Origin of the sequence: Aeromonas australiensis, from assembly GCF_000819725.1 — a bacterium.
GTDB lineage: Bacteria > Pseudomonadota > Gammaproteobacteria > Enterobacterales > Aeromonadaceae > Aeromonas > Aeromonas australiensis.
Genome location: NZ_CDDH01000108.1, coordinates 1 through 25,612, shown reverse-complemented (window position 1 = coordinate 25,612; position 25,612 = coordinate 1). Strand labels below are relative to the sequence as shown.

The 25,612-nt window shown below is 60.9% G+C and carries 27 protein-coding genes; 16 read left to right on the top strand and 11 right to left on the bottom strand.

What is annotated here, in order from left to right; all coding sequences use genetic code 11:
• The first annotated feature begins 1 nt into the window (after position 1).
• Positions 2–1,267, top strand: coding sequence for a lipid IV(A) 3-deoxy-D-manno-octulosonic acid transferase (gene waaA / locus BN1117_RS17755; protein WP_040099550.1), 1,266 nt, complete (start codon positions 2–4; stop codon positions 1,265–1,267).
• Between the two features lie 97 nt (positions 1,268–1,364).
• Here the strand turns inward: waaA and BN1117_RS17750 are convergent, their stop codons facing one another.
• From BN1117_RS17750 to BN1117_RS17740, 3 genes are read right to left on the bottom strand one after another with little or no spacing between them, the layout of a single operon-like run.
• Complete coding sequence (locus tag BN1117_RS17750) at positions 1,365–2,624, bottom strand: PTS ascorbate transporter subunit IIC (RefSeq protein WP_005357405.1); 1,260 nt, start codon at positions 2,622–2,624, stop codon at positions 1,365–1,367.
• 51 nt (positions 2,625–2,675) lie between these two features.
• Entirely contained in the window at positions 2,676–2,963 is a 288-nt protein-coding gene (locus tag BN1117_RS17745; protein ID WP_040099548.1) for a PTS sugar transporter subunit IIB, read from the bottom strand.
• A gap of 35 nt (positions 2,964–2,998) precedes the next feature.
• Positions 2,999–3,442, bottom strand: coding sequence for a PTS sugar transporter subunit IIA (locus BN1117_RS17740; RefSeq protein WP_040099545.1), 444 nt, complete (start codon positions 3,440–3,442; stop codon positions 2,999–3,001).
• Positions 3,443–3,693: 251 nt separating this feature from the next.
• Between BN1117_RS17740 and BN1117_RS17735 the strand changes: the two genes are divergently transcribed.
• The 4 genes from BN1117_RS17735 (at position 3,694) to BN1117_RS17725 (ending at position 6,399) form a co-directional block, all read left to right on the top strand.
• On the top strand, positions 3,694–4,716 hold the full coding sequence (locus tag BN1117_RS17735) for a LacI family DNA-binding transcriptional regulator (RefSeq protein ID WP_040099544.1): 1,023 nt from the start codon (positions 3,694–3,696) through the stop codon (positions 4,714–4,716).
• Between the two features lie 32 nt (positions 4,717–4,748).
• Positions 4,749–5,729, top strand: coding sequence for an acrylyl-CoA reductase (NADPH) (gene acuI, locus BN1117_RS17730; RefSeq protein ID WP_040099540.1), 981 nt, complete (start codon positions 4,749–4,751; stop codon positions 5,727–5,729).
• Between the two features lie 74 nt (positions 5,730–5,803).
• Positions 5,804–5,929: a hypothetical protein gene (locus BN1117_RS19980; RefSeq protein WP_268844008.1), complete on the top strand. Its 126-nt coding sequence runs from the start codon at positions 5,804–5,806 to the stop codon at positions 5,927–5,929.
• Between the two features lie 137 nt (positions 5,930–6,066).
• The gene (locus BN1117_RS17725; protein WP_040099537.1) at positions 6,067–6,399 is read left to right on the top strand and encodes a DUF2799 domain-containing protein; all 333 of its coding nucleotides are present in this window, start codon (positions 6,067–6,069) and stop codon (positions 6,397–6,399) included.
• A 17-nt stretch (positions 6,400–6,416) separates the two neighbouring features.
• Here the strand turns inward: BN1117_RS17725 and BN1117_RS19570 are convergent, their stop codons facing one another.
• Both BN1117_RS19570 and BN1117_RS17720 read right to left on the bottom strand, forming a co-directional pair.
• Positions 6,417–6,581, bottom strand: coding sequence for a hypothetical protein (locus tag BN1117_RS19570; RefSeq protein WP_098971330.1), 165 nt, complete (start codon positions 6,579–6,581; stop codon positions 6,417–6,419).
• A gap of 112 nt (positions 6,582–6,693) precedes the next feature.
• On the bottom strand, positions 6,694–7,119 hold the full coding sequence (locus BN1117_RS17720) for a flagellar basal body-associated FliL family protein (RefSeq protein WP_040099535.1): 426 nt from the start codon (positions 7,117–7,119) through the stop codon (positions 6,694–6,696).
• 145 nt (positions 7,120–7,264) lie between these two features.
• On the opposite strand from BN1117_RS17720, the gene BN1117_RS17715 reads away from it, so the two are divergent.
• Complete coding sequence (locus BN1117_RS17715) at positions 7,265–7,801, top strand: chorismate--pyruvate lyase family protein (protein WP_040099533.1); 537 nt, start codon at positions 7,265–7,267, stop codon at positions 7,799–7,801.
• Positions 7,798–8,667: a 4-hydroxybenzoate octaprenyltransferase gene (gene ubiA / locus BN1117_RS17710; RefSeq protein ID WP_040099531.1), complete on the top strand. Its 870-nt coding sequence runs from the start codon at positions 7,798–7,800 to the stop codon at positions 8,665–8,667. The genes BN1117_RS17715 and ubiA overlap by 4 nt, the downstream gene beginning before the upstream one ends.
• 164 nt (positions 8,668–8,831) lie before the next feature.
• Here the strand turns inward: ubiA and plsB are convergent, their stop codons facing one another.
• Positions 8,832–11,255: a glycerol-3-phosphate 1-O-acyltransferase PlsB gene (gene plsB, locus BN1117_RS17705; protein WP_040099529.1), complete on the bottom strand. Its 2,424-nt coding sequence runs from the start codon at positions 11,253–11,255 to the stop codon at positions 8,832–8,834.
• A gap of 204 nt (positions 11,256–11,459) precedes the next feature.
• Between plsB and lexA the strand changes: the two genes are divergently transcribed.
• From lexA to BN1117_RS17685, 4 genes are all read left to right on the top strand, one after another.
• Positions 11,460–12,083 (top strand): transcriptional repressor LexA, encoded by a 624-nt coding sequence (gene lexA / locus BN1117_RS17700; RefSeq protein ID WP_040099527.1) that lies wholly within the window; start codon positions 11,460–11,462, stop codon positions 12,081–12,083.
• A gap of 485 nt (positions 12,084–12,568) precedes the next feature.
• Positions 12,569–12,784 carry a hypothetical protein gene (locus tag BN1117_RS17695; RefSeq protein ID WP_235463079.1) on the top strand — a complete coding sequence of 72 codons (216 nt, stop codon included), beginning with the start codon at positions 12,569–12,571 and terminating at the stop codon, positions 12,782–12,784.
• 206 nt (positions 12,785–12,990) lie between these two features.
• Positions 12,991–13,617, top strand: a complete 627-nt coding sequence (locus tag BN1117_RS17690) for an SCO family protein (RefSeq protein WP_040099524.1) — start codon at positions 12,991–12,993, stop codon at positions 13,615–13,617.
• 74 nt (positions 13,618–13,691) lie between these two features.
• On the top strand, positions 13,692–14,981 hold the full coding sequence (locus tag BN1117_RS17685) for an MATE family efflux transporter (RefSeq protein WP_040099577.1): 1,290 nt from the start codon (positions 13,692–13,694) through the stop codon (positions 14,979–14,981).
• 13 nt (positions 14,982–14,994) lie between these two features.
• Here BN1117_RS17685 and trmL read toward each other — a convergent pair whose 3' ends face one another.
• The 3 genes from trmL to BN1117_RS17670 form a co-directional block, all read right to left on the bottom strand.
• Positions 14,995–15,459, bottom strand: coding sequence for a tRNA (uridine(34)/cytosine(34)/5-carboxymethylaminomethyluridine(34)-2'-O)-methyltransferase TrmL (gene trmL / locus BN1117_RS17680; RefSeq protein WP_040099522.1), 465 nt, complete (start codon positions 15,457–15,459; stop codon positions 14,995–14,997).
• 74 nt (positions 15,460–15,533) lie between these two features.
• On the bottom strand, positions 15,534–16,829 hold the full coding sequence (locus BN1117_RS17675) for an ATP-binding protein (RefSeq protein ID WP_052441551.1): 1,296 nt from the start codon (positions 16,827–16,829) through the stop codon (positions 15,534–15,536).
• A gap of 56 nt (positions 16,830–16,885) precedes the next feature.
• Positions 16,886–17,581: a response regulator gene (locus BN1117_RS17670; protein ID WP_040099518.1), complete on the bottom strand. Its 696-nt coding sequence runs from the start codon at positions 17,579–17,581 to the stop codon at positions 16,886–16,888.
• An 85-nt stretch (positions 17,582–17,666) separates the two neighbouring features.
• Between BN1117_RS17670 and fieF the strand changes: the two genes are divergently transcribed.
• The 4 genes from fieF to BN1117_RS19700 all read left to right on the top strand — a co-directional run bounded on the left by fieF (position 17,667) and on the right by BN1117_RS19700 (position 21,123).
• Positions 17,667–18,578, top strand: coding sequence for a cation efflux pump FieF (gene fieF, locus BN1117_RS17665; protein WP_040099517.1), 912 nt, complete (start codon positions 17,667–17,669; stop codon positions 18,576–18,578).
• Positions 18,579–18,586: 8 nt separating this feature from the next.
• Complete coding sequence (gene cysE, locus BN1117_RS17660) at positions 18,587–19,366, top strand: serine O-acetyltransferase (RefSeq protein ID WP_040099515.1); 780 nt, start codon at positions 18,587–18,589, stop codon at positions 19,364–19,366.
• Positions 19,367–19,386: 20 nt separating this feature from the next.
• On the top strand, positions 19,387–20,667 hold the full coding sequence (locus BN1117_RS17655; RefSeq protein ID WP_040099512.1) for a hypothetical protein: 1,281 nt from the start codon (positions 19,387–19,389) through the stop codon (positions 20,665–20,667).
• Positions 20,668–20,913: 246 nt separating this feature from the next.
• The gene (locus tag BN1117_RS19700) at positions 20,914–21,123 is read left to right on the top strand and encodes a cell division protein ZapB (RefSeq protein ID WP_005339554.1); all 210 of its coding nucleotides are present in this window, start codon (positions 20,914–20,916) and stop codon (positions 21,121–21,123) included.
• 72 nt (positions 21,124–21,195) lie between these two features.
• Here BN1117_RS19700 and elbB read toward each other — a convergent pair whose 3' ends face one another.
• On the bottom strand, positions 21,196–21,846 hold the full coding sequence (gene elbB / locus BN1117_RS17645; protein ID WP_040099510.1) for an isoprenoid biosynthesis glyoxalase ElbB: 651 nt from the start codon (positions 21,844–21,846) through the stop codon (positions 21,196–21,198).
• A gap of 400 nt (positions 21,847–22,246) precedes the next feature.
• Here elbB and polA point away from each other — a divergent pair, with 400 nt between their 5' ends.
• The gene (gene polA, locus BN1117_RS17640) at positions 22,247–25,012 is read left to right on the top strand and encodes a DNA polymerase I (protein ID WP_040099508.1); all 2,766 of its coding nucleotides are present in this window, start codon (positions 22,247–22,249) and stop codon (positions 25,010–25,012) included.
• Positions 25,013–25,100: 88 nt separating this feature from the next.
• Here polA and BN1117_RS17635 read toward each other — a convergent pair.
• Positions 25,101–25,612 (bottom strand): gamma carbonic anhydrase family protein (locus BN1117_RS17635; RefSeq protein WP_040099506.1); only part of this gene is annotated, 512 nt, incomplete at its 5' end.

Genomic DNA, 25,612 nt, shown 5'->3' with positions numbered 1-25,612 from the left:
GATGCCCTATCGTCTGCTCTACAACCTGCTGATCCACCTGGGATTGCCGCTGGCGCTGCTGGCCCTCTACAAGCCAAAGAAGGGCAAGCCCGGCTTTGGCGAGCGCTGGGCCGAGCATCTCGGGCGGTTGCCCGCCACCGGACAGGAGGCACCACTGTGGATCCATGCGGTGAGCGTGGGGGAGACGCTGGCCATCACGCCGCTCATTCGCGCCCTCAAGGCGGAGCGGCCCGATCTGCCGATCCTGCTCACCACCACCACCCGCACCGGCGCCGATCAGGCTGCCAAGCTGGGGGATCTGGTGATCCATCGCTACGCGCCGCTCGACTACCCCTGGGCCATTGCGGCCTTTCTCGACACCTTCAAGCCGCGCGCGCTCTGGGTGATGGAGACCGAGTTATGGCCCAACTGGCTGGCCGCCTGCGAGGCGCGCCATTTGCCGGTGACCATCATCAATGCCCGTCTTTCCGAACGCTCCTGCCAGCGTTATGCCCGTTTCCACGGCGCCTTCGACGCCCTGAGCCGGCCGTTGACCCATCTGCTCTGTCAGCATCAGGATGACGCCGACCGCTTCGCCCGCCTCGGCATCGATCGTTCGCGGCTGGCGGTGACCGGCTCCATCAAGTTCGACATCCAGTTTGGTGACGAGGTGCAGACCAAGGGGCGCGCCCTGCGCCAGCAGCTGGGCGCCGAGCGGCCGGTCTGGATCGCCGCCAGCACCCATCTGGGTGAGGATGAGCAGGTGCTGGCCGCCTTCGATCTGCTGCTCAAACGCCATCCCGACGCGCTGCTCATTCTGGTGCCGCGCCACCCCGAACGGTTTGACCGGGTGGCCGAGCTGTGTGCCCCTTACGGCTGCGTGCGGCGCACCAGTCATGCTGCGGTTGGAGCACAGGATAAGGTCTATCTCGGCGATACCATGGGTGAGCTGCCGCTGATGCTGGCGGCGGCCGATGTGGCCTTCGTCGGTGGCAGTCTGGTGAAGATCGGCGGTCACAACCTGCTGGAACCGGCGGCGCTCGGCAAGCCCTGCCTGACTGGGCCCGCCTACTTCAACTTCAGCGACATCACCCGCCAGCTGGTGGCTCAGGGGGGCGCCGCCATCGTGGCCGATGCCGCCGAGCTGGGCGAGCGGGTGAGCCAGCTGTTTGCCGACGGCAACGCCCGCCGCGAGATGGGCGAGCAGGCCCGCGCCGTGGTGCTGCGCAATCAGGGAGCGCTGGCGCGCACCCTCTCGCACTGCCTCACTGCGTTGGAGAACGACTGAGTTTCAGCCTTTCATACAGCCCGCCATCCATCATCGATGGCCGACCATAAAAAAACGGAGCGCGATGCGCTCCGTTTTTTGTTGGCGATGACCGGGATTAGCGCACGATCAGTCCCAGCAGGATGCCGACCACACCGAAGTCGGAGTCGCTGAAGGTGGTGTTGGCGAAGCCGAGGTCGCCCAGCACCGGCAGCAGGAACACCGGCAGAATGGTGAGCAGCAGCAGGCCGTTGGCGAAGGAGCCCAGGATGGCGCCACGACGACCACCGGTTGCGTTGCCGAATACCCCGGCAGCAGCGCCGACGAAGAAGTGCGGTACCACGCCCGGGATGATGACGGTCAGGCCCATGGCGTAGAGCAGCGCCATCCCCACCAGACCGGCGGCAAAGCTCGACAGGAAGCCGATCAGCACGGCGTTGGGGGCGTAGGGGAAGACGATGGGGCAGTCGAGAGCCGGCTTGGCGTTCGGCACCAGCTTGTCGGAGATCCCCTTGAAGGCCGGTACGATCTCTGCGATGACCATCCGCACACCCTGCAGGATCACGTAGACACCGGCGGCGAAGGTGATGGACTGCATCAGGGAGAACATGAACCAGTGCTTGCCCTTGGCGACGCTGGAGACAAACTCGGGGCCGGCGAAGGCGGAGGTCACCAGGAAGATGATGCCCATGGTGAAGGAGATGGCCACCGGGGTATCGCGCAGGAACAGCAGGCTCTTCGGTACCTGCACATCTTCGCAGCTGTGGGCCTTGTTGCCGAACTTGGCGCCGATCAGGGCGGAGAGCACGTAGGAGCAGGTGGAGAAGTGGCCCAGCGCCACGTCGTCGGAGCCGGTGATCTGCTTCATGAAGGGGTGGGCGATGGCCGGGAAGAAGACCATGGCGACGCCGACCACCAGGCTGCCCACCGCGATCAGCGGCACGCCGCTCATGCCGCCGGCAGAGAGGATCACCGCCACCATCATCGACATGAACAGGGTGTGGTGACCGGTCAGGAAGATAAATTTCCACGGAGTCAGACGGGCGATAAGGATATTTACCAGCATGGCGAAGAACATGATCATCGCCATCTCCTTGCCGAACGAGGTCTGGGCGATGGAGACGATGGCTTCGTTGTTGGGCACGACCCCCTTGATGCCGAAGGCGTGCTGGAATATGACGGCAAAGTCACCCAGCGAGTTGATCACCAGGGTGGCACCGGCCCCCAGAATGACGAAACCCATGATGGTCTTGACCGTACCCTTGATGCACTCGGTCACCGGTTTCTTCTGGGCAATCAGGCCGATAAGCGCGATCAGGCCGACCAGCACGGCGGGCTCGGACAGCACGTCAAACATCAGAAAGTTGAAAAATTCCATGGTCAGCTCCTGGCAATGGAAGATGCGGCCCGCAGGCCGCATGGAGGATCCTTAGAGGGCGCCCAGTTCGCGCAGGGCGGTGGCGAGCTTCTCTTTCATCGCGGCCTTGTCGACCATGTTGTCGAGGGCCACCAGGCGGCCGTTGACGCCCATGGATTGCAGCTGCTCGGCGATGTCGCGGGTGGCGACAAAGATCTCGGCGGTTTCACTGCCGGCGGAGGCCAGATCGCGGTGATCCACTTCGGCATCGACCGCCAGCTCTTTCAGGATGCTCTTGATGCTCATCTCCATCATCAGGCTGGTGCCCAGACCGTGACCGCATACAACCAGAATTTTCATTATCTCTTCCTCTGTCAGGTGCGCCGTGGCGCAGATCAGTAGCGCGCCAGAATGCGCAGGATGTCGTCTTTGGTGTCAGCCGCGATGATGGCCGCCACGTCCTCTTCATTCATAAACAGCTCGGCCAGCTGAGCGATGGTCTCCACGTGGGAGTTGCTGTCGCTGGCGGCCAGGGTGATCAACAGCCGGATCGGGTCGTTGCCCTCGGAGTCGAAGTTGACCCCCCGCTTGATGACGGTCAGCCCCAGACCCAGCCGGTTGACACCGTCTTCGGGGCGGGCATGGGGCATCGCCAGACCGGGCCCCAGTACGTAGTAGGGGCCGAGCTCTTCATGAGAGCGAAACAGCGCAGCCACGTAGGAGGGCTCGATGGTGCCATTGGCCAGCAGGGGCGCCGTTGCCAGCTCGATGGCGTGACGCCAGTCGCGGGCGGCGGGTTCGATGCGGATGACATCCTCGGTCAGCAGTTGAGTCAGCATGGTGGTGATCCGGCTAGTTAAGATGGGGCCAATCTAGCGATCTTGCGGCGGTGAAACTGTGAGAGTGATCGCGAAAGTTAGCGCTATCAGATAGCGCTAACATGAAACTGTGATAGCGCTATCATTTCATCCATCAACGGGAGTCATCTTGCCCCCGAGATCCGGGAAAGAGGGTAGAATCGGCCCTGAGCAAATAGTCAGTGCCGCACTTTTGCCTTAAAGTGGGCAGCCGCAAGTCGAGGATGGGATGGATGTCAGAAGCGAAGAAGCGCCGTAGCACGGGTCGGGTGACCCTCAACGATGTGGCCCAGTTGGCCGGAGTGGGGGCCATGACGGTCTCCCGTGCCCTGCGCACCCCCGAACTGGTCTCCGACAAGATGCGCGAGCGTATCGAAGCCGCGGTGGAAGAGCTCGGCTATATCCCCAATCGGGCGGCCGGGGCGCTGGCCTCTGCCACCTCCCAAACCATTGTCGTGATCGTTCCCAGTTTGGCGGAAGCGGGCTGTGGCGAGATGATCGCTGGCCTGCAACAAACCCTGCTCGACGAGGGTTATCAGATCATGCTGGGGGATGCCCAGCATCTGAAACAGCAGGAAGAGCGCCTGCTGACCAGCTTCTTGCAGCACAATCCGGCGGCGGTGGTGCTGTTTGGTGGCGATCCCGGCGAGACGATCCGCACCCGCCTGCAAGCCTCCCGCCTGCCGGTGGTGGAAGTGGGCGCCATGGCCCGCAGCCCCATCGACATGAATGTGGGGGTCTCCAACTTCGATGCCGGTTATCAGCTGACTCGCCACCTCATCGAGCGGGGCTGCCGCAACATCGGTTTTCTCTGCGCCCGTCAGGAGCAGTGGATGTTGCAACAGCGGATGCAGGGCTGGCAGAAGGCGCTGCTCGACAACTACCTCTCCCCCGATGCCATCATCAATACCTCTGAGCGGCCCAGCTTCAGCACCGGCGCCACCATGCTGGGGGAATTTCTGCTGCGCTGGCCCGAGCTGGACGCGCTGATCTGCGTCAACGACGAACTGGCGGCCGGGGTGCTGTTCGAGTGCCAGCGCCGCCATTTGAATGTGCCGGGCAAACTCGCCATCGCCGGATTTGACGATCTGGATGTGGCGCGCGCCTGTTATCCGACCCTTACTTCGGTCAGGATCCCCTATCGCAAAATGGGGCAGGAGGCTGCCGAGTTGATCCTGCGCCAACTGGCTGGGGAGCCCGTGATGGGCACTGCGCTGGCTCTCGATTTTCAACTGCAAAAGCGGCAAAGCAGCTGATCTCCGTTTCACACGTCATCAAAGAGGCAACCATGTTCAAGGCTCTGTTACTGGAAAACCAAGACGGCAAGACTGTACCGACTCTGACCCGGCTGGCCGAGAGCCAGTTGCCGGAAGGTGAAGTGCGGGTGGCGGTTACCTATAGCTCCATCAACTACAAGGATGGGTTGGCCATCACCGGCAAGGGCAAGATAGTGCGCCAGTGGCCGCTGGTGCCCGGCATCGACTTTGCCGGTACCGTGCTCGAATCTGCCGACAGCCGCTATCAGCCCGGCGACAAGGTGGTGCTGACCGGTTGGGGCGTGGGCGAAGGGCATTGGGGCGGCATGGCCGAACAGGCGCGGGTCAAGGGGGACTGGCTGGTGCCGTTGCCCGCCGGGCTGGATGAACGGCAGGCCATGTGCATCGGCACCGCCGGTCTCACCGCCATGCTCTGCGTGCTGGCGCTGGAAGAGGCGGGCATTACACCCGACAGCGGCGAGGTGCTGGTCACCGGCGCGGCTGGCGGCGTGGGGGCTACCTCGGTCGCCCTGCTGGCGGCTCTTGGCTATCAGGTGGCAGCGCTGACCGGTCGTCCCGAAGAGCAGGGCGCCATGCTGACCACACTGGGTGTCAGCCGCATCGTGCCGCGCAGCGAGCTGCTGGAGCCCGCCAAACCGCTGGAGAAGCAGCTGTGGGCCGCAGCCATCGATACCGTCGGCAGTCAGGTGCTGGCCAAGCTGTTGGCCCAGATGAACTATGGCGGCGCAGTGGCGGCTTGCGGGCTGGCGGGCGGTTTCGATCTGCCGACCAGTGTGATGCCCTTTATCCTGCGCAACGTGCGGCTGCAGGGGGTCGATTCGGTGATGTGCCCGTTTGAACGTCGTCAACTGGCGTGGCGGCGACTGGCACGGGATCTTCCGGCCAGCTTTTTTGCACAGGCGGTCACCGAGATTGGGCTGGAGCAGGTGGTCGAGGCTGCCGAGGCGATCACGCAAGGCCAGATCGCCGGTCGCACCCTGGTCAAACTTTGAACTCACTCTGACTGGCGAGCCCGATAATTGCGGATAAAATTGGAGTGCGGGTGAACTATCCAAGGAGAGTGAAGATGGGTGGACACAAGCCGGATTACGACTCCTCTGATGACGAGTGGGATCCGGAATCCTGGGAAGAAGAGCTGGATCAATGGGAAGATGAAAGCTGGCAGGATGATGACACTTTCGATGACCTGTGAACCAGGGTATTGAATGAACAGGCGGGCTTTGGGCCCGCCTGATTTTTTTGCCGCGCTCACACGGCTGAGTGTTCGCCCTTGGTCAGGGGTGGGCCGCTGGATAGAATGAACTGCCCAAATGACGCGCAAGGATGACTATGCGACTCACCATTATATTGTTGGCTGCCCTGCTGGGTGGCTGTGTCTCCAACGATGATCCCTGCGAGAAGGAGTGGAGCGAGGTGGGGGAGGCGGATGGCAAGCTGGGCTTCACCAGCGAGCGGGTCGAGTTCCATCATGGCCAGTGTGGCAACAAGGTGGATACCGAGCGATGGTTGCAGGGATATCAGAAGGGATTGGCCTGGTATTGCCGTCCCGAGCATCTCTATCTGGCGGGCCGCTCCGGTGGCGAATATCGCGGCGTATGCCCGAACGATACCCAGGCGCGCAAGCTATTTGCGCAGGGGCGCCAGAGCTGGACCGATCAATAGCACGCTGGTGGGGTGAATTACTCCTCTTTCAAGCGCAGTGGCTGGCAGAGGTAACCCTTGTCATTGGCACTGCGGGCGCATTTGCCGCAGACAAACTTGGGTTTGCGGACGATTTTTCGCAACGCCTTGAGATCGGTAGGGATCTCGTGACGGCGCCATTCACACAGGGTTTTGCTGCCCATAACGACTACCTCTACGACTTGACGGCCGTATTGTAATCGATTTTCATTTCGAATAAACCGACAAAGCTCGCTTATTGGCCGATATGCCAATAAGCGATTGTTTCGGGAGGGATTACTGGTAGAGGAACTTGGTGAAGATAAGCTCGCGGACCGCTTTCTTGCCACTCTCTTTCACCAGTAGCTCGTTGACCACTGCTTCACACTCCTTGCGCAGCTCTTCCCTGTTGGCCAGAGATTTCACCTGGTCGGCATTTTTACTGCCAATCAGGCGGATGATGGCATCGCGGATCAGCGGGTCATGCTGCTCCAGTAGTTTGAGATCTGCGTCATTTTCGGCCATCAGCTCTACCGTAACCCGGATATAGCCGAGGGTTTTGCTATCACTCAGGTAGTTGGTAATGATGTCGGGGTTGAGCGCGTGGTAGGAGAAACCGGGCTTGGCAGCTCCCTCTGCGGGCGGCGCATCTTCAGCTAGAGCTTGCTGCTGCAGTGCACCACAGCCCAGTAACAACACCAGCAGAATTTTGAATATCTTCATCTAGATGGCTCATCAGCAACGGATAACCCATTTTTGATGTTGCCATCGGGGCCGTCAAGCACGGATGTTCTTACATTTCGTTATTGATTTACGGATAATAAACCGGATTTTAACCTGAACACGGGAATCTCTGGATGGTGAAGCTGTGAAGTCCGGGCTGACTGTTCCCCTCACGCCGCTAAGCGAGTGGCTGGCCCCCGACTGTTGTGAGTTGCCCGCCAGCTTGCGCCCCTGGCTACTGGAGCCCGGCTCCATGACCCGGCGTCTGCGCCAGCACAATCGCCACTTCTCGGTGGAGTGGCTGGGCAATCACCGGGTTGCCCTTACTGCCGATGAGCGGTGGCTGGTGGATTCGGCCTCGTCAGCCGGCACCTGCCGCGAGGTGATCCTGCACGGGGATCGTGGGCCCGCCGTACTGGGCTGGACCCTGTTTGCCGATGGCGCGCTGCAAGGGAGCGGCATTGCCGAGCTTGGCGAGCAGCCACTGGGTGAGCGGGTATTTGGCCGTGAGCCTGCCCGCCGCGATCATCTGCAACTGGCCCGTTTTGATATCGCCGCCAATCCCCGCTGCCCCGCCGCTACGGTCTGGGGGCGGCGTTCCCGTCTGTTTCTGGGGCAGTGGCCACTGCTGGTGCACGAGCTGTTTCTGCCCTCTCTCGTCTGTGACAAGGAGCTGGAGTGAATCTGTTAACCAAGGAGCGGGGACTGGCCTACATGCAGTTGGCCCGCGTCGACAAGCCTATCGGAACCCTGCTGCTGCTGTGGCCGACCCTGTGGGCGTTATGGCTGGCCGCGGGCGGCCTGCCCAATCTCTGGGTGCTGACCGTGTTTGTGGTCGGGGTCTTTCTGATGCGCTCGGCAGGGTGCGTGATCAATGACTATGCGGATCGCAACTTCGATGGTCACGTCAAACGCACCGCTGGTCGCCCCTTGCCCACGGGCAGAGTCAAGCCGTGGGAGGTGCTGGCGCTCTTTTGCGTGTTGGCGATCATTTCGTTTGCGCTGGTGCTGACCATGAATCCGCTCACCATCGGCCTGTCGTTTGTCGCCCTGCTGCTGGCGGTGAGCTATCCCTTCATGAAGCGTTTTATCTCCAATCCCCAGCTGGTGCTTGGGATGGCCTTCTCCTGGTCGATCCCGATGGCCTATGCGGCGCAAGCGGATGCCCTGCCGCTGGTGGCCTGGTTGCTCTTCTTTGCCAACCTGCTCTGGACGGTGGCTTACGATACCCAGTACGCCATGGTGGATCGGGATGACGACCTCAAGATCGGCCTTAAATCCAGCGCTATCCTGTTTGGTCGTCATGACAAACGGATCATCGGCGCACTGCAACTCTCGACGCTGCTGCTGTTGCTGGTGGTCGGGCAGCTGATGACGCTGGGGGGCTGGTATTACTGGGGATTGCTGGGGGCGGCGGTGCTGTTTGTCTATCAGCAGCGACTCATTCGCGAACGGCAGCGGGAAGCCTGCTTCCAGGCGTTTCTCAACAACAACTATGTGGGGGCGCTGGTGTTTGCCGGTCTGGTGCTCGATTACCTGCTGGCGTGATAACGTACTGAGCCACGCTGAATAAAAAGAGGGTCGCGTGTTGGGGGTGCTGTTGTTTGCCGGTCTGGTACTCGACTGCACACTGCTGGCATGATCGCGCGCTGAGTAAAACCGAATGAAAAAAGAAGGCCGCATCATGCGGCCTTCTTTGTTTGCGTTGCAGATTAGAGCTGATTGCCTGCCTGAATGGTGCGGCGGATCTTGTTGCTCAGCAGCGGCACTATGTTGTCGGCCAGCGCCTGGAAGCGGCCGAGATCCGGCTTGCACTCGGGAGAGAGGTAGCCCTCTTTGCGCAAGGTGTGGATCAGGGTGCTGAACAGCTTCTGGTCGAAGAACTCGGGGGCGTTGATGCCGTGCAGGGTGCCGAGGCGCTCTGCCATCATCAGGCCGTCCGCCTCCAGCTGCTCCGCCTCGATATGGGGCTGGGCCAGCACCCGGGTCAGTACGATGGCGTAGCGTTGCAAGGTTTCCTGAATGCTTTCTGCCAGTAATAGCAGGCGCATCTGGTTGGCCGGATTGACCCAGTAGCCGCCATCGCGGGTCTCGATCAACTGTTGGGACTGCAAGGCATCGAGCAGGCTGTCGACCAGCGTCGGCAGCTCCTCCTCTTCATAACGCAGGAACAGCTCGGTCTTGAGCAGCGGATAGATGTCGATGCAGCGGGCCATGATCTCGCTGCGGGAGATCCCCTCGCACCGCTCGATCAGTGCCGCCACCAGCGAGGGCATGGCAAACAGGTGAAGGATGTTGTTGCGGTAGTAGGTCAGCAGGATCGCCTGATAGCGGTCGAGACTGATGATCTGCCCCAGCTTGTCCTCGCTCACCTCGAACTTGTTGAGCTCCATCGCCTGATCCAGCAGGGTCTTGGCATCCTCATCCGGAATGGTGCTCTGCGGGCTGTAAGGCACCGTCTTGAGCAGATCCAGATAGGTGTTGAGCTGGGCCTGCAACTCGTCGCGGGTCAGGGCGTGGCGCTCGGCGGCCAGCAGGGCCAGCGCGCTCAGGGTCAGGCCATTGACTGCGGCCGCACCGTTGATGCGGGTCATCAGCAGTTCGGCCAGCTTATTCACGGTACCCCCCATCCAGTCAGGGCGCTCTTCCTCGCCGATATGGTCTTTCCAGTCGGGGATATGTTCGCTCAGGTAGCTGTTGAGAGTCAGCGGCTCGCCGAAGTTGACGAAGCCACGACCATAGTTGCGCAGCTTGCGCAGGATGCCGAGCACCTGCAGGAAGCTCTCTTTCTCCTTGCGGCTCCCCTTGAGCTCGTTGTGGTAGGTGTTCACCTCCATCACGTGCTCGTAGCCCAGATAGACAGGCACCAGAGTCACCGGCCTGTCCAGCCCGCGCATCATCGCCTGCAGGGTCATCGCCAGCATGCCGGTCTTGGGCGGCAGCAGGCGACCAGTACGGGAGCGACCACCCTCGGTGAAGAACTCCACCGAATAACCCTTGGCAAACAGCAGGTTGAGGTATTCACGGAATACCGTGCTGTAGAGCGGGTTACCCTTGAAGGTACGGCGAATGAAGAAGGCGCCACCGTGGCGGAAGATGGGGCCCGCCGGCCAGAAGTTGAGGTTGATGCCTGCCGCGATATGGGGCGGCACCATCCCCTGGTGGTAGATGACGTAGGAGAGCAGCAGGTAGTCCATGTGGCTGCGATGGCAGGGGACGTAGACGATCTCGTGCCCTTCCTGCGCTAGTTGGCGTACCTTCTCGGCGCCATTGACCGACAAACCGCGGTAGAGCTTGTTCCATAGCCAGCCGAGGAAGCTCTCGCCAAGGCGGATCAGCCGGTAGGAGAAGTTGGAGGCGATCTCGTCCATGTAGCCATGGGCACGCTTTTGCGCCTTCTCGAGGCTGATCCCTTCACGCCGGGCCTCCTCTTCGATCGCCTGTTGGATCACGGTCGAATCGAGCAGCTGTTTGAACAGCAGGTTGCGGTTCGGCAGTTTCGGGCCGGTGGCAGCCAGCTGCTGACGGCTGAAGTGGGTACGGGCCACTCGCGCCAACTTGTGGGCGATCGCCTCGTCGGTGCCGTGCTTGTCGGCCATATAGCGCAGGGAGAGCGGCGGCGAGAAGCGCACCAGATTCTCGCGACCTTTAAGGATCACGATAAGCGCCTTCTTCAGCCGGTTTGGCGCCAGGCTGCTGATGATATTGAGGCCGGAGGCCTCTTCCCCTTCCCGACCCGGGGCGCGGCCCCAAAACAGGGTGACGGGCACCACCTGGATATCCAGCTCGGGATCCTGCTTATGCAGATCCAGCAGCTGGTGGAACTCTTGCAGGAAGGGGAGCGGCTTGCTGCGCTTGCCAAACAGGGGAGGCGGACGATCCAGACAGACATAGCGCGGCAGCAGCTGGCCGTTGAGCTCCAGCGGCGTGAAGGGACCGGGCAGACCGAGATCCTCGCAGCACTGCTGCAAGGTCATCAGGTCGGTGATCGAACTGGTTTTCAGGGCATAGACGATGGGTCTGGCCGGGTCCAGATTGAGTTCTGTGATGGGATTTTCCGGCAGGCTCTTGTGATTGACCAAGCCGCTGACCGGCCATTGCAAGATGGCTCTGGAAATCTTCTGTCCTAGGGACATGTGCGTCTGCTCTCCAAAAAAATGCGGCGTGAGCATAGCAAATCGATGGCCCCTTGTCGCCGAGAGGTACGATGAGTCGGCTGAGCGAGATCAAAACAGTGGTAAATGAGGGGTTGGTCACGACAAATGTCAGCTGTGCCTTGCCTTGGCCACTGCACTGTATATACTGCCAGTGTGCTGTATAAAAAGACAGGTGCCAATGCTATGAAACCCCTTACCCCCCGCCAGGCCGAAGTGCTTGAGCTTATCAAGGCAAACATGAGCGAGACCGGCATGCCGCCGACTCGTGCCGAGATTGCCCAGAAGCTTGGTTTCAAGTCGGCCAATGCGGCCGAAGAACATCTGAAGGCCCTGGCCAAAAAAGGGGTCATCGAGATCATGCCGGGCACGTCCCGCGGTATTCGCCTGTTGCTCGAAGAGGAAGAGGTGCTGGAAGAGAGCGGCCTGCCGTTGATCGGCAAGGTCGCCGCCGGTGAACCCATCCTGGCGCAGGAGCATATCGAGAGCCACTATCAGGTTGATCCCGCCCTGTTCCACCCGCGCGCTGATTTTCTGCTGCGGGTGCAGGGGATGAGCATGAAGAACATCGGCATTCTGGATGGCGATCTGCTGGCGGTGCACAAGACCCAGGAGGTGCGCAACGGTCAGGTGGTGGTTGCCCGGCTCGATGAGGATGTCACCGTCAAGCGCTTCCAGCGCAAGGGCAGTCAGGTATGGCTGCTGCCGGAGAATGAAGAGCTCTCACCCATCGAGGTGGACCTCTCCTGCCAGCAGCTCACCATCGAGGGGCTGGCGGTCGGGGTGATCCGCAACGCCGACTGGATGTAATCACCCCCGCCAACTGCGTTTGCCACACGGCCTCCTTCGGGAGGCCGTGCTGTTTCTGGCGCACTTTCTCTGTCATATCAAACAGATCATCGGTGGCGGCAGTTTTGTGCTGCGCGACCGGCTACCAATCATCCATTTCAGATATATGCTCAGATCAGTGCCCTGTCGCCAAGACAGGGCTTGGCACCTCCCCCTGGCAACAGTAATGCGCCGGGACAGGAGGGCCTAAATAAGGAGAATCGGGCAGTACACCTTCACGGGATATGAAGGGGGAGTGGGGAGGTCCCGAGCCTGGTCGGGCAAAAGAGAACCACTCTGTAGTCGTTGCAACTAGTCGTGACGGGCCTGTTCCCGGTTCAGGCCGACGAAGCAACATGACCTGTCGGCCAAGGAGGAGTGGTATGGCATCAAGATCGCCATGGGATTCAGAGGTTGGGGTGGCGCCAGCGGAATCGTCAATCACCCGTTTTGTCAAAGGTAGCCGGATGACCTGGTTTTACGGTCTCTGGCTGCACCATCGTGGTTCGCACTGGACACTCTGGTTGGGGTGCCCGAAAGAGAAGGTGGTGCGTCTGGTGCTGCTGTTCAAGCGGGGCCACGGCGAGCGCCAGGGGGAGGAGGGCTGGCTGGCCCCCGTGATTCCCATCGGTGTGCGGGCTATCGGCAAGATGTTGCAGCAGGGGCGCAACGCTCGCCCCTGAGCAGAAGAGACAAGCAAATCGACCATAACCGGCACCCGAGGGGCCGGTTTTTTATTATCTGAACTGGCGATCAAGTGTGCCAAATGGTCGACTCCTGACGGGGTGTGGCACAAGCTTGACCCACCTTGGCGGTGCGCTGGGGTACAATGGCCTCTCTTGTCCGGTCACTGCAGGCCATCTGCCTCGAACTGAAAGGGTCTCTTGTTATGCTGAAGCTCCGCTATCCCCTGCTCTTTCTGCTGCTGACAGCCAGTCTGACCCTGGTGTTCTACGCCACGCAGCCAGAGCAGCCGGAGCAGGCCGACTACTATCCGGCGGGGCGGGATATCAACGATTTCGCCTTTACCGATGCAGACAACCAGCCGTTCACCCCTGCCAACCTGAAGGGGCACTGGACCTTCCTGTTTGTCGGCTACACCTTCTGTCCCGATATCTGCCCCACTACCCTGGCAGATATGCGTTCCGTCTATGAGCAGCTGAAGAAGATGGCGCCCGACAGTCAGGTGGTGTTTATCTCGGCGGATCCCCAGCGTGACGATATTCCACGCCTCAAGACCTATACCGCCTTCTTCAATCCCGAGTTCAAGGCGGCCACTGCCCCCCACGACAAGCTGTTCCCGTTCGTGCGCAATCTGGGGCTGATCTACTCCATCGCCAATCAGGGGGAGAAGGATTACCTGATCGATCACTCCGCCTCCATCGTGCTCATCAATCCCGACGGCAAGCTGCAGGCGGTGTTCCGCCCGCAGGTGGCGCCGGGTCAGGTGCCACGGGTGCAGATGGCCGCCATGCTCTCTGACTTCTCCCGCATTCTGAAGCTGACAGGCCACTGAGAGTGAACTCATCTGTTGCCCCCTGGTGGCGAGATCCCTCTCGCCACCGCGCTGTCTTTGCGCTCGCCCTGCCCATGGTTTTCTCCAATATCACCACCCCCTTGCTGGGGCTGGTGGACACCTGGGTGATCGGTCATCTCGGTCAGGCCTGGTTTCTGGGGGGCGTGTCGGTTGGCGCGACCCTGATCAACCTCATTTTCTGGCTGCTCGGCTTTTTGCGGATGTCGACCACCGGCCTGACGGCGCAGGCGCACGGCGCCGCCGACGGTCGTGCCCAGCTCGATACCCTGCTGCGGGCGCTGGGGCTGGCCATTGTTCTCGGTCTGGCGCTGCTGTTGTTGCTCTTCCCCCTGTTACCACGGCTGATCGCCCTGAGTGGCGGTTCGCCCGAGGTGCAGCTCTATGCGGGCCAATACGTGGCGGTGCGGATCTGGAGCGCCCCGGCGGCACTCTGCAATCTGGTGATCATGGGCTGGCTGTTGGGGATGCAGGATGCCCGCAGCCCCATGGTGATGCTGATCCTCACCAATCTGGTCAACATGGCGCTCGATGCCCTGTTTGTGCTGGGGCTCGGCTGGCAGGTGCGGGGTGTGGCGGCGGCCTCGGTGATGGCGGACTACTGCGCGCTGGCAGTCGGTATCTGGCTGGTACGCCGTCAGCTGGGGAAACTGGCGCCGACGGTGTGGCTGGATGGCTGGCAGCGCTGGCGGCAACTTGCCCCCATGGTGCGGTTGCTCGGCCTCAACCGCGATATCTTCCTGCGCTCCCTCTGCTTGCAGCTCTGCTTTGCCTTTATGACTCTGCAAGGGGCGCGGCTGGGGGATGTGGCGGTGGCCGCCAATGCGGTGCTGCTCAACTTCCTGATGCTTATCTCCTACGGACTCGATGGTTTTGCCTATGCGGTGGAGGCCATGGTGGGGCGAGCCATCGGTCAGCGGGATCGGCAGAAACTGCGGGAGGCCATCGTGCTCAATCTGGGCTGGGCCGCCCTCATTGCCAGTGGTTTTACCCTGGTGTTTGCCCTCTTTGGTGCCCACCTTATCGGCTATATCACCGACATTCCGGCCGTGGTGGCGGAGGCAAATCATCAGCTTCCCTGGCTGATCGCCATGCCCTTGCTGGCGGTCTGGTGTTTCCTGCTGGATGGCGTATTTATCGGGGCGACCCGGGCGCGAGAGATGCGCAACAGCATGTTGCTGGCCGCGTTTGGCGGCTTCTTCCCGATCTGGTGGCTCTGTCAGTCGTGGGGCGTGGCCGCGCTATGGGCGGCGATGGCGGCGCTGATGGTCGGGCGTGGTCTGTCGCTGGGGGTCACTTGCTGGCGGCTGGAGCGCAGCGGGCACCTGCTGGGCGCCCGCTACTGATCATGGGTGGCGCTTACATGGCACCGTCGTAGCCGAGCTGGCGCCAGCTCTCGTAGACAAAGACAGACACCGCGTTGGAGAGGTTCATACTGCGGCTTTCGGGCACCATAGGGATGCGTAGCCGCTGCTCGAATGGCAGGCTCTCGATGATCTCGATGGGCAGGCCGCGACTCTCCGGGCCAAACAGCAGGGCGTCGCCAAGGGCATATTGTGCTGCCGAGTGCGCGGTGCGGCCCTTGGTGGTGCAGGCGAATACCCGCGTGGGTGCCACGGCGGCCAGAAAAGCCTCATAGCTCGGCCAGCGCTTCACCTCGGCAAACTCGTGATAATCGAGTCCCGCCCGCCTTACCCGCTTGTCATCCCACTCAAATCCCAGCGGCTCGATCAGATGGAGCCGGTAACCGGTATTGGCGCAGAGCCGGATGATATTGCCGGTGTTGGGCGGAATTTCCGGCTGGTAGAGGACGATATCGAGCATGACGAGCTCCTGCAAAGAGATGTAAAGCCAAGAAGGGGCGCCAGCATACCCAGCGCCGGTCCGGATGAAAAGGATCAGGCGATGGGCAAGCGGATAGTGATGGTCAGCCCGGTGGGATGATTGCTGCTGGCTGTAATGGTGCCGCCGTGACGCTGGATCGCCTCCGAGGCGATGGCCAGCCCCAGCCCGGTGCCACCAGTCTTGGCGTTGCGGGCGTCATCGACCCGGAAGAAGGGCTGGAACAGCAGTGCTTGCTGTTCGTCGGGGACGCCGGGGCCGTCATCCCGAATGGTCATCACCCACTCCAACCCCTCCCGATACCAGTCCACCTTGATGAACTCGCAGGCATACTTGAGGGCGTTGCGCAGGGGATTTTCCACCGCTCGGGCCAGCAGTTCGGGCCACATGGGGATCGACTCTGCAGGCAGCGGCGGCACTCTGAGCTGTTTGCCGCTCTGGTTTGCTTCGAACATGGCATCTTCGAGAATGGGCTCCAGCAGGTCGGCCAGCGGGTGTACCACCGGCGCCTCCACATGCTGTTGTACCCGCGACAGATCCAGCAGATCGCCGATCAGCTTGTCCAGCCGTCCAATCTCAGTTTCAATCCGCGCCAGCTCGGCGCTGTCACCCTGTTTGCGGCGGATCAGCGCCTGCGCCAGTTGCATCCGGGTAAGGGGGCTGCGCAGCTCGTGGGAGATATCGGAAAGCAGCTGTTTCTGCTTCTGGATCATGCTCTTGAGCGTCTCAACCATGCGACTGACGTTATCCGCCAGCTGGCCGATCTCGTCGCCCCGTCCCAGATTGGGGATCTGCACCTCCAGATTACCGGTTGCAAGTTGGGAGACCGACTTCTGTAACTGCAGAATAGGGCGGGTCAGCCGCCAGGCCAGCAGCAGGCAGAGCGGCGTGCTGACCAGCATGGCTACTCCGAGTATGCGAATAGGGTGATCCAGCACCTGAATAAACAGGAACAGGTAGGGATTTTCGGCATTGAGCCCGAAATAGACATGGTAGCGGTGGCCGTGATGCTCCATCAGAAAGGGGCCGGCGATTGCCTTGCGATCCTCGTTGCCCAGCATGGGGTTGGCCGGGTTATCGGCATCTACCATAAAGCGCACCACGAACTTGCGCGGATGGATGGTGGACTGGATCTGCCCCTTCTCATCGCGCAGATAGACGTTATCGACCGGCAACATGGTGATCTTGTCCATCGCCTTGGCCAGATCGAAATCCTGATCCGGCTCGGCGGCGTTGAGCAGGGCCTGCACGTTGTTCTGCATCCGCGCCACTTCGTGGGTCGGCAGCGGGATCTGGTTGCGGGGATCCAGGGTCGGCAGGCTGATCACGGCGGCCAGCATCACCAGCAGCATGAACCAGAACCAGAGGAAGATGTGGGTCGAGATGCCGTTGAGGGAGCCGGCGCTCTTTACTCTTGCTCTAGCCACAGGTAACCGCGCCCCCGTACGGTTTTGAAGCGGGGCTGGCCATCGATGCGCTCTGGCAGCTTCTTGCGCAGGTTGCTCAGGTGCATGTCGATGGCCCGATCGAAGGGCTCCAGTTTCTTGCCCAGCACCTGCTCGGAGAGGTGGCTCTTGCTGACAATCTGGCCGGGATTGCGCAGCAGGCACTCCAGCAGCCCGAATTCGGTGGCGGTCAGTTCCAGCAGCTGTTCGCCGCAGCGAGCCTGCTGCAGGCCGGGTTGCAGCACGATATCCATGAAGTGCACTTCGTCGGAGGAGCTGCCGCGCTGGGGCGGGGCACTCTGGGTACGGCGCAGGATGGCGCGTACCCGGGCCAGCAGCTCCCTGTCATCGAACGGCTTGGCCAGATAGTCGTCGGCACCCGCCTCCAGACCGTTGACCCGATCCTGGCTGTCACCGCGGGCGGTCAGCATCAGCACCGGGGTGTCGTGGGTCTTGCGCAGCTTGGTCAGCATGGCAAAGCCGTTGAGCTTGGGCATCATCACGTCCAGCAGCAGCAGATCGAAGCTCTGCTCCGCCAGCCGTTGCAGCCCCTCTTCACCATCCTCGGCGACCGTGACCTGAAATCCCTCCAGGGTCAGAATTTCGGTGAGCAGTTGGGTCAATTCAAGATCGTCGTCGACCAGGAGTATTCTGTTCATCTGGTGTTATTCCGCAGATTTTCGCGCCAAACTGACGCCGGGGTCAGGGTATAATAAGTTTTTCATCGTCAGAGGAAAGCCGGTTTTGAGCCATCAACAATATTCCCGTTGGGTGACCTTTGCCAGTATGGCGGCGGTCACCACCGCTACCTTGCTGATCATCGGCAAACTGATCGCCTGGCTGATGACCGACTCGTCGACCCTGCTGGCGTCGCTCACCGACTCCTTTATGGATGTGAGTGCCTCCATCATCAACCTGCTGGCGATCCGATATGCGCTGGCCCCCGCCGATGACGAACACCGTTTCGGTCACGGTAAGGCAGAGTCGCTGGCGGGCCTCATCCAGTCGGCTTTTATCTCCGGCTCTGCGCTGCTGCTGGTGATGCACGGTATCTCATCGCTGCTCAAGCAGGCTCCAATCATGCGATTGGAAGCGGGTCTCTGGGTCAGTGCTGGTTCCATTGTGCTGACCCTGCTGCTGGTCAGCTTCCAAAGTTTTGTCATTCGCAAGACCAACAGCGTGGCGATCAAGGCTGACATGCTGCACTACCGCTCAGACCTGCTGCTCAATGCCGGTGTCTTGCTGGCGCTGGTGCTGGCGGGGCAGGGGTGGTATTGGGCCGATGGCCTGTTTGCCATCCTGATCGGGCTGTTGCTGTTGTGGGGGGCGGGACACATTGGCTATGAGTCGGTGCAGACCCTGCTCGATCGTCAGTTGCCAGCGGAAGAACAAGCGAGAATAATGGCGCTCTGCTGTGCCGTAGAAGGTGTACACGGCGTACATGACCTGCGCACCCGTCAATCCGGGCCGACCCGATTCGTACAGTTGCATCTGGAACTGGATGATCAGATCCCCCTGGTCAAGGCCCATCAGATCGCCGATGAAGCCGAGTCGGCAGTGCGTCAGGCATTCGAGCGAATGGATGTAATTATCCACATGGATCCCATCTCGGTGCTGACCAAAGAACAACAGAGCCCTCACCCAGAACAACAGTAGGCTGCAACATGGATGAACTGGTTGCCAAAACCTGGCACAAAATTCAGCAAGAAGCCTTATGCATGGCGGCCGATGAGCCGATGCTGGCCAGCTTCTTTCACTCCACCATTCTCAATCACAAGAATCTGCGATCGGCCCTCAGCTTCCAGCTGGCCAACAAACTCGACAGCGCTACCATGCCCGCCATCGCCTTGCGCGAGGTGATCGAGCTGGCCCTGCGCAGCGAGCCCGAGCTGCTGACGGTAGTGGCGGCCGATATCTGCGCCGTGCAGGAGCGGGATCCGGCGGTCGATCTCTTCTCCACCCCGCTGCTTTACCTCAAGGGGTTCCATGCCCTGCAGGGCTATCGGGTCGCCAACTGGCTGTGGCGCCAGGGGCGCCGCTCGCTGGCGCTCTACCTGCAGAACCAGATCTCGGTGGTGTTCGGGGTGGATGTGCATCCGGCCGCCCGCATCGGCAAGGGGATCATGTTTGACCATGCCACCGGCATAGTGGTCGGCGAGACAGCGGTGATTGAAGATGATGTCTCCATCCTGCAGAGCGTGACCCTCGGCGGTACCGGCAAGGAGAGCGGCGATCGCCATCCCAAGATCCGCGAAGGGGTGATGATAGGGGCGGGCGCCAAGGTGCTCGGCAATATCGAAGTGGGCGTTGGTGCCAAAATTGGTGCGGGCAGCGTGGTGATCAACCCGGTGCCGCCTCATACCACGGTCGCTGGCGTACCCGCCAAGATCGTCGGCCGTCCGGAGTGCGACAAGCCTTCACTGGATATGGATCAGTGTCTCTGATCTCCCGGCCGGAGTAGTCGATGGCCAAACGCTGGTCGGGTTATCTGATTTTGGGAATGTGGCTGCTCAACCTGCTGCATCTCTATCTGGGGCTCTCCCCCTGGCCTGCTGCCATTGCGGCCTGGGGGGCGTCACTGCTCACCTGGCCCTGGTTGGTGGGGGCCGCCAAGCGGCAGGCGCTGGCCCTGTATGGCGCCGCCCTGCTGCTGCTCATCTTCTCCTGGTGGCAGGGCGCGCCCCTCAGCGCCGGTGACTGGCTGTTGCCCAACATCAATATGCTCACCATGTTTGCCGCGGTGAGCACTCTCAACCTCGCCACCTCGGGTCTCTTGACCGGCACAAGCTCATGGACCGGGCGAAAGGGGCTGTGGAGCACCATGGCCAGCCTCAATCTGCTGGGGGCGGTCATCAACCTCTCGGTGCTGTTTATCATCGGCGAGCGGCTGGAGCGCAATGGCACCCTGGAGCGGCGTCAGGTGATGGTACTGAGCCGGATCTTCTGTGCCGCCGCCTTCTGGTCACCCTTCTTTGTCGCCATGGCGGTAGCACTGACCTATGCGCCTGGTTTGCAACTCTCCCATATTCTGCCGTTCGGGATCCTCGCCGCCTTGCTGGCGATGGGGCTGACCGCCTGGCAGGTGGAGCGGATCGGAGTGGCCGATTTTGCCGGTTATCCGCTGCGGCTGCAGACACTGGGGTTGCCGGTCACGCTGGCGTTGCTGGTACTGCTCATCAAGCAGATCTGGCCCCAGCTCGGTATTCTGGCGGTGATCGCGCTGGTGGCGCCGCTGCTGGCGCTGCTCTTTATGCCGAGGGCCGGGCGCAAGGCGGCTCTCAAGCGGCAGGTGGTGGAGCGCTTTCCCGCCATCGGCGGTCAGCTGGTGCTGTTTCTGGGGGCCGGTTTGCTGGCGGCAGGCATCAACAGTGCGCTGTCGGTCATCGATTTCGGCTCCGGTCACGGCTTGCCGCTGTTCAACCACTTTGGCTGGCTTGAGGCATCCGTCACCCTGCTATTGATTCTGCTGGTGGCCATCGTCGGGGTGCATCCGCTCATCAGTATCTCCGGGCTGGCGCCACTGCTCTGGCCGCTGGCGCCGGATCCCAGCCTGCTCGGCATGTGTTTCCTGCTGGGGTGGGGGCTTGCCACCGGCACCAGTCCGCTCTCCGGATCCAATCTGGCGCTGGCCTCACGCTACAACCTCAGTGCCGGGCTGATCCTGCGCTGGAATCTGCTCTACGGCCTGCTGATGTATGTTGTCGCCTGTCTGTTGCTGGGGGCTTATGTCGCCTTGCATGGATAACGGCGGCGCCGTCAGGAGGGTGCCAATGATGCGCGGGTGGCGGGGCCTTTTACGCACGGTTCAGTGTGTTGTCGCGGCTCGGGCGCAGGATGCGAGAAAAATAGACGCATATTTAGACAATACATCTATGGAAGGCGCATTTTACAGCGCACTGGCTTGTTTGTGCCGATGCGCTCGGGGTATGCTGGCTTCACGCGCTTGAATCGCCCTCTGTGGGGCATCGCAATTGAACAAACAGGTATGCATATGTCACTAGAAGTCCTTGAGCAACTCGAATCCAAAGTACAATCCGCCGTCGACAACATCTCCCTGCTGAAAATGGAGCTGGACGAGCTGAAAGAGCAGAACAGCAAGCTGCAAGACGAGAACCATCAGCTGCGCAACGAGCACACTGCATGGCAGGAGCGTCTGCGTGCCCTGCTGGGCAAAATGGATCAGATGGGCGAAACCATCTAATTCATCGCCTTCAGGCAGAATTGAAAACGGGCCGCTCCATGAGCGGCCCGTCTGTTTTTGGCGGGATGGGAATTACAGCGCCAGCAGTTGCTTGACGGTCTTCTCGATGCCGTCCGCCGCTTCGACTATGTTGTTGGCCAGCATGTAGGCGGGGGTGGAGATCACCTTGCGCTCCTGATCCACTACGAACTCGTTGACCGGGCAGTTGAGATGGCTGCCGCCCATCGCCTCGATGGCGTTGGCGGTACCCTCGTCATGGCCGATGGTCGCCAGCGTCCCTGCGCCATAGATCAGTGGGATCATGGCGGGCGCAATGCAGATATAGGCGGCCGGTTTGTTGGCTTTGGCAAAGCTCTGGCACGCTTTCAGCACATCGGGCTGGATCTGGCTCTCGGCCCCTTTGATAGCGAAGTCACTCAGGTTCTTGGCCGCGCCAAAGCCGCCGGGCAGCAGCAGCGCGTCGTAGTCGGCCGCATCCAGCTCGGCCACATCCTTTATCTGGCCACGGCAGATGCGGGCCGCTTCGACCAGCACATTGCGGCTCTCTCCCTCGCTCACTTCACCAGTCAGGTGGTTGATGACATGGAGCTGCGCCACGTTCGGGGCGAAGCACTGGACGGCGGCTCCCTGACGGGCCAGCGCCAGCAGGCTGATAACGGCCTCGTGGATTTCGGCCCCGTCAAAGACACCGCAGCCACTCAAAATCACGGCCACTTTTTTCATGGCAAACTCCTCGTTGTTGAAAATGTGAGCCAGGATGGATTGTTGTACTTTTGTATGGTTATCGCTCGCCCTGCGCTGGTCAAGTCATCTTGCTGTGCTAGGATTGTTTCGTTTTGGATCCTGTCTTACCTACTCCCTTAAATCTTTTTCCACATTGATCGAGATCATTCTAACTGTCTCGCGATCGGTTATTACGATCTCAATGCATTGTTTTTAATGTGTTTTTATATTCTTGTGCACAGTTTTATCACTGTGCACTCTGATGCACCCCATTTTTGAACACAGAGTTATCCACAGGTTGAGTTCCTTTATCAGGCGTTGTGTGCTGTTGCTGCGCCCCTTGGTGTGAGGGGGGGCCTGTGGCATCCTAGCGGCTGTTTATCTCTGGCAGGACGATTTCATGGCCCCTAGCAATCCCCTTATTCTGGTCGACGGCTCCTCTTATCTTTACCGCGCCTTCTTTGCCTCCCAGCAGGCCGATCTGCGCACCTCGACCGGTTTGCCGAGCGGCGCCGTCCGTGTCATGGCCAACATGATGCGCAGCCTGCGCAAGCAATATCCTGACAGTCATGTGGCCGTGGTGTTTGATGCCAAGGGCAAGACCTTCCGCGACGACATCTATCCCGAGTACAAGGCGACCCGTGCCAGCATGCCGGACGATCTGCGCAGCCAGGTCGCGCCTATCCATCAGATGATCAAGGCGATGGGCTTCCCCTTTTTGATGGTGGAAGGGGTGGAGGCCGACGACGTGATCGGCACCCTGGCCCGCCAGGCGACCGAGAAGCAGCTGCCGGTGCTGATCAGCACAGGTGACAAGGATATGGCGCAGTTGGTCTCCGACCATGTCACCCTGATCGACACCATGAAAGATGTGAAGACCGATCGGGAAGGGGTGATCGAGAAGTTCGGCGTACCGCCCGAGCTCATCATCGACTATCTGGCCCTGATGGGTGACAAGGTCGACAACATTCCCGGCATGACCGGTGTCGGCGAGAAGACCGCACTGGCCCTGCTGCAGGGGATTGGCAGTATCGACGAGATTGCCGCCAACCTCGACAAGGTTGCCGCGCTCGGCTTCCGTGGCTCCAAGGCGTTCGCCGACAAGTTCCGCGAGCAGGAGGAGCAGGTTCGTCTCTCCTATCGACTGGCGACCATCAAGACCGACGTCGAACTGGAACAGAGTCTGGAAGAGCTGCTGCTCAAGCCGGTCGACAAGGAGTCCCTGCTGGCGGTCTATCGCGAATACGAGCTGCGCAACCTGATCAAGGAGCTGGAATCCGGTGGTGAAGAGGGTCGCGAGAAGGCCGGACAGGACGAAGCTGGCGATGAGATCGCCGCTCCGGTTGCCACCATCGAAACTGACTACCGCTGCATTCTGGACGAAGCCGATTTTGACGGCTGGCTGGAACAGCTGAAAGCGGCACCGCTGTTTGCCTTCGACACCGAGACCACCAGTCTCGACTATATGGAGGCGCGGATCGTCGGTGTCTCCTTCGCGGTTGAGCCGGGTAAGGCTGCTTATGTGCCGTTTGGCCACGACTATCTGGGGGCACCGGTACAGCTGAGCGAGGCCGTGGTGCTCGGCAAGCTCAAGCCGCTGCTGGAAGATCCGGCCCGTCTCAAGGTGGGGCAGAACCTCAAGTACGACCGCAACGTGCTGCTCAACCATGACATCGACCTGCAAGGTATCGCTTACGACACCATGCTCGAATCCTATGTGCTCAACTCCACTGCCAGCCGCCACGATATGGATTCGCTGGCCAAGCGTTACCTCGGGGTCGAGACCACCTCCTTTGAAGATATCGCGGGCAAAGGAGTGAAACAGCTCACCTTCAACCAGATCGAGCTGGAGCAGGCGGCCCCCTATGCGGCGGAAGATGCCGATATCACCCTGCGTCTGCACCAGACCCTGTGGGGTCAGCTGGAGGCCGTGCCTGGCCTTGCCAAGGTATTCAGCGAGATCGAGCTGCCGCTGCTGCCGGTATTGGCGCGGATGGAGTTGCTCGGCACCACCATCGATCCCAAGCTGCTGCACCAGCAGAGTCAGGAGATCGAGCAGCGCTTGGCGGAGCTGGAGAAGCAAGCCCACGAGCTGGCAGGACAGGAGTTCAACCTCTCCTCGCCCAAGCAGCTGGGGGAGATCCTCTTCACCAAGCTGGGGCTGCCGATCATCAAAAAGACCCCCAAGGGTGCGCCATCCACCGCAGAAGAGGTGCTGGCCGAGCTGGCGGAGACCTATGAGCTGCCGCGCCTCCTGATGGAGCACCGTGGGTTGGCCAAGCTCAAGTCCACCTACACCGACAAGCTGCCGCTGATGATCAAGCCCCGGACCGGGCGGGTGCACACCTCCTATCATCAGGCGGTAGCGGCGACTGGCCGGCTTTCGTCCACCGATCCCAACCTGCAGAACATCCCGGTGCGCAACGAGCAGGGACGCCGGATCCGTCAGGCCTTCATCCCGGGCGCCGGTTACAAGCTGGTGGCGGCGGACTACTCCCAGATCGAGTTGCGCATCATGGCGCACCTCTCTGGTGACAAGGGGCTGCTGACTGCCTTTGCCGAGGGAAAGGACATCCACAAGGCGACCGCCGCCGAGGTATTCGGTGTAGCGCTCGATGCGGTCACCACCGACATGCGCCGTAGTGCCAAGGCGATCAACTTCGGCCTCATCTACGGCATGAGTGCCTTCGGGCTGGCCAAGCAGCTGGGGATCGGTCGCGCCGAAGCGCAGAAGTATATGGATCTCTACTTCGAACGGTACCCGGGCGTGCTGGAGTATATGGAGCGCACCCGTCAGCAGGCGGAAGCCCAGGGTTATGTCGAGACCCTGTTTGGCCGCCGCCTTTATCTGCCGGATATCAAGTCCCGCAATGCTGGTCTGCGCAAGGCCGCCGAACGGGCCGCCATCAACGCCCCGATGCAGGGCACGGCCGCCGATATCATCAAGCGTGCCATGATCAATGTGGACAGCTGGATCCGCGGTATCGAGGATGAGTCGATCCGCATGCTGATGCAGGTACACGATGAACTGGTGTTCGAGATCCGCGAAGAGAAGCTGGAGGAGTACACCGCCATCATCAAGGAGAAGATGTCGGCTGCTGCCGAACTGCATGTGCCGCTGCTGGTTGAAGCGGGCACCGGTGACAACTGGGATCAGGCCCACTGATTTCCGGTCAGCCGTTCTGCATGGCTATATAGCTATATAAGAAGCGAAGCCCGGCATCATGCCGGGCTTCCTGTTTTTGCCAGCCCTATCAGGTCTCTTGCAGATACTCATCCTTGAGCAGGACATAGTTGTCAGCCGAGGTCTTGAGGAAGGCGATCTCGGCGGGCTTGAGCGGGCGAGCCTGTTTGACGGGATTCCCTATATATAGAAAGCCCGACTCGAGTCGCTTGCCCGGTGGCACCAGCGAACCTGCGCCGATCATCACATCATCTTCAACCACGACGCCATCAAGCAGAATGGCACCCATGCCGACCAGCACCCGGTTGCCGATGGTGCAGCCGTGCAGCATCGCCTTGTGACCGACCGTGACATCTTCACCGATCAGCAGCGGATAGCCGGTCGGGTTGCTGGCGCTCTTGCGAGTCAGGTGCAGCACAGTGCCGTCCTGAATATTGCTGCGGGCGCCGATGCGGATATGGTTCACATCTCCCCGTGCAGCCACCATGGGCCAGATGCTGGCGTCGTCGGCCAGCTCGATAGCGCCCACCAATGTTGCGCAGGGGTCTACATACACCCGTTTGCCCAGTTGCGGGCATTTTC